Genomic DNA, 12,064 nt, shown 5'->3' on the forward strand with positions numbered 1-12,064 from the left:
TGGATGGTGGGAAACGGGATCAGTCGACGGGCTCCAGGGCCCGTCGGGCGAGTGCCAGCAGGGCGTCGCGCAACTCCTCGTCGCCGACGTCGGCGAACTCCCCGCAGGTCTCGGAGATGCCGGCGAGCAGCACCAGCGCCGTGATCCGGGCGGACGGGCGTTGCGGGTGCCCGGCGAGCGCGTCGACCAGCCGCTCGGAGATCCGCTGGATGTGCGCGAAGGCGGGTTGCTGGAGCAGCTCCGGGAACTCGCCCCGGAGCAGGGCGATCTCGCGCCGGAAGCGGACCGCGAGGTCGACGAAGCCCGCGGCGGCGACCCGCTGGGCGGCCGCGCCGCGTTGGGCGCGGATCCGCTCGTCGAGCGCCTGGAGGACGCCGATCGCCGGGGCCATCAGCTCGGTGAGGATGGCCTCCTTGTTGGCGAAGTGGTAGAGCACCGCCGCCTTGGAGCAGCCCACCTCGCGGGCGATGTCCTGCAACGAGGTGCCCCGGTAGCCGGTCGCGGCGAAGCGTCGGGCCGCCGCCACGAGGATCTCGTCGTGCGTCTCCGGAACCATCCGCGCCATGCCGGCCCACCTCCCCGACCAGCATGCCTGACCGATCGGTCAGACCCTGACCGATCGGTCAGATCGGGGGCGTGGTGTTCCCCACAGGCGGCCGGGGTTTACCGGTCCACGGGTGGCTCGGCCGGTCCGTGGCCGCCTCAGGCGGGGGTTCCGTCGCCCTGGTCGGCCGCGCCGTGCGCCCGGTCGTACGCGGCCCGGGCGTCGGCGACCGCGCTCCGGTGCCGCTCCGCCCACCTGGTCAGCGCGACCAGCGACTCGTAGAGCTCCAGCGCGATCGGCGTGGCCGTGTACTCCACCTTCGGTGGGACCGTCGGGTAGACCCTACGGTGCAGCAGTCCGTCGCGTTCCAGGTTGCGCAGGGTCAGCGTGAGCATCCGTCGGCTGATGCCCTCCACGCAGCGCTCCAGCTCGGTGAAGCGCACCGGGCCCGGGGAGGCGGCGACCAGGATGCCGATGCTCCACTTGCCGCCCACCCGGTCCAGCACCTCGCGGACGGTGCACGCCTTGGCCTGACCGGGCGTGACGGGCTCGCCGGCCGCCCCGCACGCCTGCGCCGCCCGGCCGACGGTCGCGTCGCTGTTCCCCTGGGACATGGAGGTGCCTCCTTACGCTCCGCCTCATGGTCACAGAGGATTGCCCCGGTAACAAACCGTGCACCAAGGAGGCCCCACCCCGCGGGCGGGCCCACGGTGCTCGACGCCGGCCGGGCGGGTGACGATCCGTTCGTCGTGGTTCGCACCGCCGCGTCCGGTTGACCGCCGGCCCACGGGCCGCGAAGGTGGTCGGATGAGTGGCGCTGACGCGACCCGCGACGGGGTGTCGCTGACCAACCTCGACCAGCCGCTGTTCGACGGCGCCGACGCGACCAAGCGGGACCTGGTCGACTACCTCGACGCGGTGCGTGAGCGGATCCTGCCCCGGTTGCGGGGCCGACCGCTGTCGGTGATCCGGGTCCGGCCGGGGCAGCCGCCGTTCATGCAGAAGAACCTGCCGAAGTACACGCCGGACTGGGTGGCCCGCACGCCGGTCTGGGCGGAGGCGTCGCACCGCGAGATCTCGTACGCGCTCTGCGACGACCGGCGCACCCTGCTCTGGTTCGCCAACCAGCGTGCGGTGGAGTACCACCCCACCCTCGCCACGGTCGACGACCTGCACCGCCCCACCCACCTGGTGCTGGACCTCGACCCGCCGGAGGGGGACTCCTTCGCGCTGGCGGTCGCCGCCGCACGGCTGGTCCGGCAGGCGCTCGCCGACGCGGGGCTCGCCGGAGCGGTCAAGACCAGCGGCGCCAAGGGCGTACACGTCTTCGTGCCGGTGGCGCGGGGCGCCACGGTGGAGGACATGGCCGCCGCCACCCGGGCGGTGGCGGCCCGCGCCGAACGGCTGGACCCCGCGCTGGCCACCACCGCCTTCATCCGCGAGGACCGGGGCGGCAGGGTGTTCGTCGACTCGACCCGGGCCGGCGGCGCGACGGTGGTGGCCGCCTACAGTCCCCGGCTGCGGCCGGGCGTGCCGGTCTCCTTCCCCGTCGACTGGGCCGACCTGGGCGACGTGGTCCCGGCGGACTTCACGATCCGTACCGCCCCGGCGCTCGTCGCCGAGCGCGATCCCTGGGCCGAGCGGCTGCCCGCGCCGCAGCGACTCCCGGCGGACCTGGTCGCGGAGGGGCACACCATCCCGGTCGCCCGTGTGCAGGCCATGCACGAGGGCAAGCGCCGGGCCCGCGCCCGTCGCGCCGCCGACTGACGTACGCGCACCGTCCTCCCCGGGGCCGTCGCCCGCTGCCCGCCGTGCCCGCCCGTCGGTTCACGCCCGTCGTGCCCGCCTGTCGGCTGCCGGCTGACGCCTGTCGTGCCCGCCCGCCGCTGGTCGTGCCGGCCTGTCGTTCGCTGCCGGCCGCGTCGGTTTGTCCGCCGCGTCGGTGTGCCGGCCTGGCTACGTCGGGAGGCGGCCCCCGACTGCGTGGACGGGCGACCGAGCCGGGTTCCCGTACGTCCTGAGGCGACCCCGCGTTCGCGCCTGCGGGCGGCAGACGGGCGGCGGCGGCCGACCTAGCGTCGACGACGACCCAGCGGACGGCGTCGGGACCGGCGTCGACGGACCGGCAGGAGGACCCATGACCCGCGACAGGCTGACCTGGGCGGTGCTCGTCGCTCTGGTGTGGACGGCGATGATGTCGTTCGGCGGCGTGGCCGCCGAGACCGTGATGCTCTACCCGAACATCTTCGGCGACGCGCCGGCGTCTCTGGACCGGGCCCGCGAGTTCCTGGTGGCGGGCGGCCCGAGCGACTACTTCCCACCGCTCGGCGCGTCCGTCGTGCTCACCTGCCTCGCGGCGGCGGTGCTCACCTGGCGCGACCGCCGGCTGCGCTGGTGGGTGGCCGGCGCGGCGGTAGTCTTCGTGGCCTGCGAGTTCCTGTTCTCCGTGTTCTTCTTCTGGCCGCGCAACGAGATCATGTTCGTGGACCCGGTCGGCACGCACTCCCCGGAGTACCTGCGTCAGGTCGCGGCCGAGTTCGTCGCCGGGCACCGGGTGCGGCTGGTGGGCGGGGCGGTGACGGCGGTGCTCGCGTTCACCGCGCTGCTGCGCTGGGCGCGCGACAGCGGCCGTACGGCCTCCCGGGCGGACCCGACCACCGGCCAGGCTCGCTAGACCACCGGCCTGGGCGTCCGCCCGATCAGCACCGGCGCGGCGAGCCACGACGGCGTCGCGTGGACCCCGGCCACCGGTGAGCCCTCACAAGCAGAACGCCCGGCGACCGAAGTCGTCGGGCGTTCTGTGTGACCATGTCGTTCGCAGCTCGGCAGAAGGCTGTGAGCGGAGTGTCGATCGATGGTGTGGTGCCCCCGGCAGGATTCGAACCTGCGCCCCCGCCTCCGGAGGGCGGTGCTCTATCCCCTGAGCTACGGGGGCTCAGCGACTGGAGAAGACTAGCAAACGTCTCCCCGGATCGCCGAATCGGTATCCGTTGCCCGCCCTCGTGTCGCCCATGCCCGTTGCGCCTGCGCCGAAGGCCGCCGGACGCGCCCGACGGAAGCCCTCGGCCGGCGCGAGTGGAACCTGACGGTTGTCTCCCGGCGCCGGATACACCCCTGACGTTCCACCCGCCGACGCCGCCGGCCGGTCACGCCGGTTTCAGGCGGCGACGGCGCGGCCGCAGCTCGGCAGCGGGTGCAGCGCGATGCGGCGGGGCAGGCGGCGGGGCCACTCGTTGCGGGGCCAGGAGCCGTCGACGATGAGGTGCACCGTCCGCTGCTCCTTGCCGCTGAGCCGCAGCACGAAGTCGCGGGGGAGCGGCGGGTCGACCGACGGTGTGGTGATCATGAAGCGTACGCGGCCCCGGGACGAGACGGCGGAGATGACGTCCGCCGCCGGCATCGTCCCGCGCAGGCGTACGCGGCCGATCCAGTAGACCTCGGCGAGGTGCTCCTGGGCCGCCCGGGTGATGGCCGGGTACTCGCTGCGTACCCAGCGCTCGACCGCGCCGACGCAGAGGCCGCAGGCGCGCTCGCGGGGTTCGCGCGGGCCCAACCCCCAGGCCCGCAGGTACGCCCCGACCGCCCCGGCGTCCATGGGAGCCTCGAAGCGGCGCTGGATGAGGGCGTGCAGGCTCTGCCGCGTCCACAGCTCCTCGTCCAGGCCCAGCTCGTCGGGGTAGACGCCCCGCAGGACGTCGATGAGTTCGAGCTCCTGTTCGCGACTGAGCGTTCCCGGCTCGCCCTGCCGCTGTCCGCGACGGACGGCTGCCACCGCCCCGTCACCGCCGATGGTGTGGCGCCGGCACCAGCTGGTGACCGAACGCCGTGCGTCTCTCAGTGCAACCCCCACGTCCTGCGCAACGAGCCCGAATCGCAACTGGTCACGATATGTGTGGAGAAAACTCTCTTAGTGTCGCAATCGGTCGGACCGCTCGTCCGATCACTAAGCCTGATAAACCGGACACCGGGTGTGCACCGAGCCGACCGGCGGCGAGACGGCGAGAGGTCCGTGGCCGCCGGGTGAACCGGCGGCGCCACGGACCTCTCGACGAAGAGCGGTACGGCGCGGGCGGGTCAGCCGCCCAGCCGCTGGAGCGCGTTCTGGAGATTGGTGAGGTCGTTGCGCTGGGTGTTCTTCATGGTCTGCGCCGTTCTGACGACGTCGGGCTCGTCGCTGACCTCGAGGATGCCGTCGATCATGTGGATGCCACCCAGGTGATGCTTGATCATCAGTTGCAGGAAGAGGACGTCCAGCTCCCGGCCCTGCGCCGCGTGCAGCTTCGCCATCTCCTCGGGGGTCGCCATGCCCGGCATCAGACCGTTCTTGACCAGGCCGGCGCCGTCGGACATCCAGGACATCGACGGCTCGCTGCCCGCCGGGTCGAGCCCCCACGAGCGCAGCCAGGTGTGCATGGTGCCGATCTCGCCCTGCTGGGCGGTGGCGATGTCGCCACCGATGCTGCGGACCTCCGGGTCGCTGCCCTTGTCGAAGGCGACCAGACCCATCTCCACCGCCTGCGCGTGGTGGGTCATCATGTCCCGCGCGAAGCCCGCCTCCGCCGAGGCGTCGCCCGGCCGGGTCAGCCGGGGCGTCAGCAGGCCGCCGGCGTACCCGAGGAGCAGCCCGACCACGACGGCCAGGGCCAGCGCGGCCGTGCCCCAGCGGGCCGGTGGGCGCCGCTGCTCCGGAGCCGGGCTGGCCGGCTCACTGGTCTCGGTCATGGTCGGGATGCTCATCGCTCTCCTCAGCCCTGCGGCATCTGCTGGGCGTCGTCACGCGGGGTGGTGCCGGTGGCGGTGATGCCCTGGCTGCACAGCGCGGTCGGGCCCTCCACCGAGGCGTTGACCTTCAGCGTCTTGATGAACTCGTCGATCCGGCCGTCGTCGGCGTTGTCGACCTTGAGCTGGTAGCCCCACGCCTGGAGCGAGATCGGCTTGTCCAGCCCCTCGAACGGGCTGAGCATCAGCTTCTCCTTGCCCCGCACCTTGTCGGCGAGCTTCGTCACCTGGTCGGCGGGCAGGTCGGGGCGGTAGGTGATCCAGACCGTGCCGTGCTCCAGGCTGTGCACCGCGTGCTCGTTGGCGATCTGGGCCGGGTAGACGTCACCCATGCAGTTCTGCCAGGCCGCGTTGTGCGGGCCGGCCACCGGCGGCAGCACCGTGTAGGTGATGGGGCCCGTCTTGTGGTTGCCGCCCGCCACGAGGTCCTTGTCCTTCTCGCGGTAGTTGACGATGCCGTCGATCGCGTCCGCCCGGTCCTCCCAGGGCTTGGCGCCCTGGAACGTCGCCCAGGCGCCGTAGCCGATGATCGCCACGGCCAACACACCCACGGCGACGAAGAGCGCGATCGGCCCCCACGAGCGGCCCTGGCTCACCTTCACCGGGGCGATGGGCTTGCGGCCCTTGCCCCCGGCGCCGGGGCGGGTGCCCGTCGGCTTGCCGGACCCGGTCTTCGCGCCGGTGGACCCGGTCTTGGCGGCGCCGGACCCGGCCTTGGCGCCTGCTGCCGGCCGGCCCGCCGCCGGCTTCTTGCCGGTGCTGACCACGTTCGGGCGCCGCTCGGGGCCGCCACCCGGTGTGCTGATGCTCATCGTGCCTCGTCAGGTCGGTCGGTCAGGGGATCCGGCGGGCCGGTCTCACACACTGGGTCGCCGCCGCGGGTGCCGAGTCTACCCCCGATAACATGGATCGGTGACTCCCGCAGAACTCGCCGAGGTCGTCCTCTCCGCAGCCCACGCCGTCTTCACCGAGCGTGGCCTCGACCGCTCCGCCCTGCCGGAGCGGACGGTGGTCGAGCGACCCCGCAACCCCGAGCACGGCGACTACGCCTCCACGCTGGCTCTCCAGCTCAGCAAGAAGGTGGGCGTCCCGCCGCGCGAGCTGGCGACGGCCCTGGCCGGCCAGCTGGGCCGCGCCCCGGGGGTCAAGTCGGTGGAGATCGCCGGCCCGGGCTTCCTCAACATCCGGCTCGACGCGGCCGCCGCCGGCCAGCTGGCCCGCGCGATCGTCGAGGCGGGCGAGGCGTACGGCCGCAGCGACCGGCTCGCCGGCCAGCGGATGAACCTGGAGTTCGTCTCGGCGAACCCGACCGGCCCGGTGCACATCGGCGGCGTCCGCTGGGCGGCGGTCGGCGACGCGCTGAGCCGGCTCCTGCGCGCCACCGGCGCCGAGGTGGGCACGGAATACTACTTCAACGACGCGGGCTCCCAGATCGACCGGTTCGCCCGTTCGCTGCTCGCCGCCGCCAAGGGTGAGCCGGCCCCGGAGGACGGCTACGCGGGGGCGTACATCAACGAGATCGCCGACGCCGTGCGCGGCATCCGGCCCGACGTGCTGGAGCTGGACGACGCCGCCGCCCAGGAGGTCTTCCGGGTCGAGGGCGTGCAGCTCATGTTCGCCGAGATCAAGTCCTCGCTGCGCGGCTTCGGCGTCGAGTTCGACACCTACTTCAACGAGAAGGACCTGCACGACCGGGGCGAGCTGGACCTGGCCCTTCAGCGGCTGCGCGAGCAGGGCCGGGTGTTCGAGTCCGACGGCGCGACCTGGCTGCGCACCACCGACTTCGGCGACGACAAGGACCGGGTGCTGCGCAAGTCCAACGGCGAGTGGACCTACTTCGCCGCGGACTGCGCCTACTACCTCGACAAGCGGGAGCGCGGCTTCGAGCGGGTCGTGATCATGCTGGGCGCCGACCACCACGGCTACATCGGCCGGATGAAGGCGATGTCGGCGTGCTTCGGCGACGACCCGGAGCGCAACCTGGAGATCCTGATCGGCCAGATGGTCAACCTCGTCCGCGACGGCGCGCCGGTCCGGATGAGCAAGCGGGCCGGCACGGTCGTGACCCTGGAGGACCTGGTCGACGCCATCGGCGTGGACGCCGCCCGCTACGCGCTGGCCCGCTACTCCAGCGACTCCCCGATCGACATCGACGTGGAGCTGTGGACCAGGGCCACCCGCGACAACCCGGTCTACTACGTGCAGTACGTGGCCGCCCGCACGGCCAGCGTGGGCCGCAACGCCGCCGAGGTGGGCCTGACCCGGGGTGACGCCGAGGCGTTCCGCCCCGAGCTGCTCGGCCACGAGAAGGAGAACGAGTTGCTCAAGGCGCTCGCCGAGTTCCCCGCCGTGGTGGCGGCGGCGGCCGAGCTGCGGGGCCCGCACCGGGTCGCCCGCTACCTGGAGGAGCTGGCCGGTGCCTACCACCGGTTCTACGACGACTGCCGGATCCTGCCGCGCGGCGACGAGGAGACCACCGACCTGCACCGGGCCCGGCTCTGGCTGAACGACGCCACCCGCACCGTCATCGCCAACGGCCTGCGCCTGCTGGGCGTCTCGGCCCCGGAGAGGATGTAGATCACTGATGCGTGCTCACGAGGCCGGTGCGCTGCACGGTGACATCGGCAGCCGGGGGCCGGCGTGGCTGCGTGCCCCGGTCGACGTCAACGCCCTCGTGCCGCAGCTGTGGCCGCGCAACGTCGCGCGCGGCGGCGACGGCGTGCTCGCGGTGGCCGGGCTCGGCGTGCGCGACATCGCGGCCGAGTTCGGCACCCCGGTGTACGTCCTCGACGAGGACGACCTGCGCTCGCGCTGCCGCGACTTCCGCACCGGCTTCGACGGCGTCGACGTCTACTACGCAGGCAAGGCCTTCCTCTGCCGCGCGGTGGTCCGGATGATCGCCGAGGAGGGCCTGCACCTCGACGTCTGCACGGGGGGCGAGCTGGCCACCGCGCTGTCGGCCGGGATGCCGCCCGAGCGGATCGGCTTCCACGGCAACAACAAGTCGGTACGCGAGCTGACCCGGGCGCTCGACGCCGGGGTGGGCCGCATCATCCTCGACTCGTTCGACGAGATCGACCGGCTCACCGCGCTGGCCCGGGAGCGGGGCGCCCGCCCCCGGGTGATGATCCGGGTCACGGTCGGTGTCGAGGCGCACACCCACGAGTTCATCGCCACCGCCCACGAGGACCAGAAGTTCGGCTTCTCCCTCGCGGGCGGGGCGGCGGCCGAGGCGGCCTTCCGGGTGCTCGACGACGGCGTGCTGGAGCTGCGCGGCCTGCACTCGCACATCGGCTCGCAGATCTTCGACGCCAGCGGCTTCGAGGTCTCCGCCCGCCGGGTGCTGGGCCTCCAGGCGCAGATCCGCGACGCACGCGGGGTGGAGCTGCCCGAGCTGGACCTCGGCGGTGGCTTCGGCATCGCGTACACGACCCAGGACGACCCGGCCGCCCCGCAGGACCTGGCGAAGCGGCTGCGTCGCATCGTCGAGTCGGAGTGCGCCGCGGAGCGGCTGGCGGTACCGCACCTGTCGATCGAGCCGGGCCGGGCGATCGTGGGGCCCGCCGTGTTCACCCTCTACGAGGTCGGCACGGTCAAGGACGTGGACGGGATCCGGACGTACGTGAGCGTCGACGGCGGGATGAGCGACAACATCCGGACGGCCCTCTACGACGCGTCCTACTCGGCGACGCTGGCGTCCCGGGCGTCGGCCGCCGAGCCGATGCTCGCCCGCGTGGTGGGAAAGCATTGTGAGTCCGGGGACATCGTGGTGAAGGATGAATTCCTGCCCGCCGACGTGCAGCCCGGAGATCTTGTCGCGGTGCCCGGCACCGGTGCCTACTGCCGGAGCATGGCCAGCAACTACAACCACGTGCCCCGCCCCCCGGTGGTCGCGGTACGCGACGGCCAGGCGCGCCTGATCGTCCGGCGGGAGACCGAAGAGGACCTGCTCGCATTGGATGTGGGATGACGTCACCTGTGCGCCTGGCACTGCTCGGCTGCGGCACGGTCGGTAGCGAGGTGGTCCGGCTGCTGCACGAGCAGGCCGCCGACCTCACCGCCCGGATCGGCGCCCCGCTGGAGATCGCCGGCATCGCCGTACGCCGTCTCGGCCGCGACCGGGGTGACCTGCCGGTCGACCCGACCCTGTTCACCACCGACGCGCTCGGTCTGATCAAGCGCGACGACGTGGACGTGGTCGTCGAGGTCGTCGGCGGCATCGAGCCGGCGCGGGGCTGGCTGGTCGAGGCGCTGCGGGCCGGCAAGAGCGTGGTCACGGCCAACAAGGCGCTGCTCGCCGAGGACGGCGCCGCCCTGCACGACGCGGCGGCCGAGGGTGGCGGCGACCTCTACTACGAGGCGTCCGTGGCGGGCGCGATCCCGCTGCTGCGCCCGCTGCGCGAGTCGCTGCACGGCGACCGGATCAACCGGGTCACCGGCATCGTCAACGGCACCACCAACTTCATCCTCTCCGCCATGGACGCCACCGGCGCCGGCTTCGCGGAGGCGCTGGAGGAGGCCACCGAGCTGGGCTACGCCGAGGCCGACCCGACCGCCGACGTGGAGGGATTCGACGCGGCGGCGAAGGCGGCCATCCTCGCCTCGCTGGCGTTCCACACCCGGGTCGGCGCGGCCGACGTGCACCGGGAGGGCATCACCGAGGTCACGGCGGCCGACGTGGCCAGCGCCAAGGCGATGGGGTGCACGATCAAGCTGCTCTGCATCGCCGCCCGGGGCGCCGACGCCGCCGGCCGGGAGACGGTCAGCGTGCGGGTGCACCCGGCGATGATCCCGCTGGGCCACCCGCTGGCCAGCGTCGGCGACGCGTTCAACGCCGTCTTCGTGGAGGCCGAGGCGGCCGGGCCGCTGATGTTCTACGGCCGGGGCGCGGGCGGCGCGCCGACGGCCAGCGCGGTGCTGGGCGACGTGGTGGCGGTCTCCCGCAACCGGCTCGCCGGGGTGCGCTCGCCCAGCGAGAGCGCGTACGCCGACCTGCCCGTACGGCCGATGGGGGAGGCGCTGACCCGCTACCACATCAGCCTCGACGTGGCCGACCGGCCGGGTGTGCTGGCGGCGGTGGCCGGGGTGTTCGCCCGGCACGACGTCTCGATCGCCACCGTGCGGCAGGGCCCGGCGGGCGGCGGCGCGGCCGGCCGGGGCGAGGACGCCGACCTGGTCATCGTCACCCACGTGGCCCCGGACGCGGCGCTCGCCGCCACCGTGGGGGAGCTGCGCGGGCTGGACATCGTCCGGTCGGTGGCGAGCGTGCTGCGGGTCGAGGGCGGGCTCTGACCGACCGGCCGGTGGGCGGGCTCGCGGGCTGACCGGCCGGTGCCTCCGGCTCGCGGGCTGACCCGTCCGGTGGCTCCGGGTCACGGCCGGGGCGGCCGGTGACGGTGCCGCCCGGCGCCCCGGCGGGGCGGGCGCCCACGCGTCTCGCCTGGTGGTTAACTGCGGGTGCGGCGGCGGCGACCGGGCGATGCTGGTCCAGGCTCAAGGGGCACCCCGCGCGGCGGGGCGGTACGAGGCGAGGGAGAACGACATGTGGCGGGGTCTGATCGACGCGTACCGGGACCGGCTGCCGGTCACCGACGCCACCCCGGTCGTGACCCTGCACGAGGGGAACACCCCGCTGCTGCCCGCGCCGGTGCTCTCCGCCCGGCTCGGTTGCGACGTGCACCTGAAGGTGGAGGGCGCCAACCCGACCGGCTCGTTCAAGGACCGGGGCATGACGCTCGCGGTCTCGAAGGCCGTGGAGGCCGGCAACAAGGCGATCATCTGCGCCTCCACCGGCAACACCAGCGCCTCCGCCGCGGCGTACGCGGCCCGCGCCGGGCTGACCTGCGCGGTGCTCGTGCCGCAGGGCAAGATCGCGCTGGGCAAGCTGGCCCAGGCGCTCGTGCACGGGGCGAAGCTGCTCCAGGTCACCGGCAACTTCGACGACTGCCTGTCGCTGGCCGCCAAGCTCGCCCAGGACTACCCGGTGGCCCTGGTCAACTCGGTCAACATCGACCGGCTGCACGGCCAGAAGACGGCCGCGTTCGAGATCGTCGACGCGCTGGGCGAGGCGCCCGACATCCACTGCCTGCCGGTCGGCAACGCGGGCAACGTCTCCGCCTACTGGATGGGCTACTGCGAGGAGCTGCGGGACGGCAACGCCACCCGCACCCCGAAGATGTACGGCTTCCAGGCGGCCGGCGCCGCCCCGATCGTCAGCGGGCAGGTGGTCCGCGAGCCGTCCACGATCGCCACCGCCATCCGGATCGGCAACCCGGCGAGCTGGACCAGGGCGGTCGACGCCCGCGACGCCTCGGGGGGCGTGATCGCCGCCGTCACCGACCGGGAGATCCTGGCCGCGTACCGGCTGCTGGCCCGCGAGGTCGGGGTCTTCGTCGAGCTGGGCAGCGCGGCCAGCGTGGCCGGCCTGCTCCAGCAGGCCGCCGCCGGTCGGGTCCCGGCCGGCTCGACGGTGGTCTGCACGGTCACCGGCCACGGCCTGAAGGACCCGGAGTGGGCCATCTCCACCGCTCCGGTGCCGACCACCATCGCCAACGACCCCCTGGCCGCCGCCCGCTGTCTCGACCTGGCCTGAGCCCCGAGGTCGGCCGGGCCGACGGTGCCGGGGAGGGACGCCGCGCGGCGGAAGCGAGTCCTGTGCATCGGACGGAGGCAGGGGCGAGCGGGGCCGCCCGCGCGGGGTGGGGGAGAATCCGTACCCCCGCCAACCGCCTTTTCCAGGAG

General features: G+C 73.5%; 11 protein-coding genes and 1 tRNA gene. 6 read left to right on the forward strand and 6 right to left on the reverse strand.

Going from position 1 to position 12,064, the window contains the following annotated elements; translation table 11 throughout:
- Window positions 1-19: 19 nt before the first annotated feature.
- Both ACTMS2_RS14155 and ACTMS2_RS14160 read right to left on the reverse strand, forming a co-directional pair.
- Window positions 20-565 (reverse strand): TetR/AcrR family transcriptional regulator, encoded by a 546-nt coding sequence (locus ACTMS2_RS14155; RefSeq protein WP_441175744.1) that lies wholly within the window; start codon window positions 563-565, stop codon window positions 20-22.
- 137 nt (window positions 566-702) lie between these two features.
- Window positions 703-1,158, reverse strand: coding sequence for a winged helix-turn-helix transcriptional regulator (locus ACTMS2_RS14160; protein ID WP_441175745.1), 456 nt, complete (start codon window positions 1,156-1,158; stop codon window positions 703-705).
- Window positions 1,159-1,351: 193 nt separating this feature from the next.
- Between ACTMS2_RS14160 and ligD the strand changes: the two genes are divergently transcribed.
- Both ligD and ACTMS2_RS14170 read left to right on the forward strand, forming a co-directional pair.
- On the forward strand, window positions 1,352-2,311 hold the full coding sequence (gene ligD, locus ACTMS2_RS14165; RefSeq protein WP_441175746.1) for a non-homologous end-joining DNA ligase: 960 nt from the start codon (window positions 1,352-1,354) through the stop codon (window positions 2,309-2,311).
- Between the two features lie 370 nt (window positions 2,312-2,681).
- Window positions 2,682-3,218 carry a DUF1772 domain-containing protein gene (locus tag ACTMS2_RS14170; RefSeq protein WP_441175747.1) on the forward strand — a complete coding sequence of 179 codons (537 nt, stop codon included), beginning with the start codon at window positions 2,682-2,684 and terminating at the stop codon, window positions 3,216-3,218.
- A gap of 186 nt (window positions 3,219-3,404) precedes the next feature.
- Here ACTMS2_RS14170 and ACTMS2_RS14175 read toward each other — a convergent pair.
- The 4 genes from ACTMS2_RS14175 to ACTMS2_RS14190 all read right to left on the reverse strand — a co-directional run bounded on the left by ACTMS2_RS14175 (window position 3,405) and on the right by ACTMS2_RS14190 (window position 6,135).
- A tRNA-Arg gene (locus ACTMS2_RS14175) sits at window positions 3,405-3,479 on the reverse strand.
- A 222-nt stretch (window positions 3,480-3,701) separates the two neighbouring features.
- Window positions 3,702-4,394, reverse strand: a complete 693-nt coding sequence (locus ACTMS2_RS14180; protein ID WP_441175792.1) for a winged helix-turn-helix domain-containing protein — start codon at window positions 4,392-4,394, stop codon at window positions 3,702-3,704.
- 224 nt (window positions 4,395-4,618) lie between these two features.
- Window positions 4,619-5,281: a DUF305 domain-containing protein gene (locus ACTMS2_RS14185; protein WP_441175748.1), complete on the reverse strand. Its 663-nt coding sequence runs from the start codon at window positions 5,279-5,281 to the stop codon at window positions 4,619-4,621.
- A gap of 8 nt (window positions 5,282-5,289) precedes the next feature.
- The gene (locus ACTMS2_RS14190; protein ID WP_441175749.1) at window positions 5,290-6,135 is read right to left on the reverse strand and encodes a DUF3105 domain-containing protein; all 846 of its coding nucleotides are present in this window, start codon (window positions 6,133-6,135) and stop codon (window positions 5,290-5,292) included.
- Window positions 6,136-6,235: 100 nt separating this feature from the next.
- On the opposite strand from ACTMS2_RS14190, the gene argS reads away from it, so the two are divergent.
- From argS to thrC, 4 genes are all read left to right on the forward strand, one after another.
- Complete coding sequence (gene argS, locus ACTMS2_RS14195) at window positions 6,236-7,900, forward strand: arginine--tRNA ligase (protein ID WP_441175750.1); 1,665 nt, start codon at window positions 6,236-6,238, stop codon at window positions 7,898-7,900.
- Window positions 7,901-7,907: 7 nt separating this feature from the next.
- Entirely contained in the window at window positions 7,908-9,293 is a 1,386-nt protein-coding gene (gene lysA / locus ACTMS2_RS14200; RefSeq protein WP_441175751.1) for a diaminopimelate decarboxylase, read from the forward strand.
- 8 nt (window positions 9,294-9,301) lie between these two features.
- On the forward strand, window positions 9,302-10,615 hold the full coding sequence (locus ACTMS2_RS14205) for a homoserine dehydrogenase (protein ID WP_441175793.1): 1,314 nt from the start codon (window positions 9,302-9,304) through the stop codon (window positions 10,613-10,615).
- A 250-nt stretch (window positions 10,616-10,865) separates the two neighbouring features.
- Window positions 10,866-11,915: a threonine synthase gene (gene thrC / locus ACTMS2_RS14210; RefSeq protein ID WP_088998644.1), complete on the forward strand. Its 1,050-nt coding sequence runs from the start codon at window positions 10,866-10,868 to the stop codon at window positions 11,913-11,915.
- Window positions 11,916-12,064: the final 149 nt, after the last annotated feature.

The sequence above is a fragment of the Micromonospora sp. SD12 genome (genome assembly GCF_052068495.1).
Taxonomy (GTDB): domain Bacteria; phylum Actinomycetota; class Actinomycetes; order Mycobacteriales; family Micromonosporaceae; genus Micromonospora; species Micromonospora echinofusca.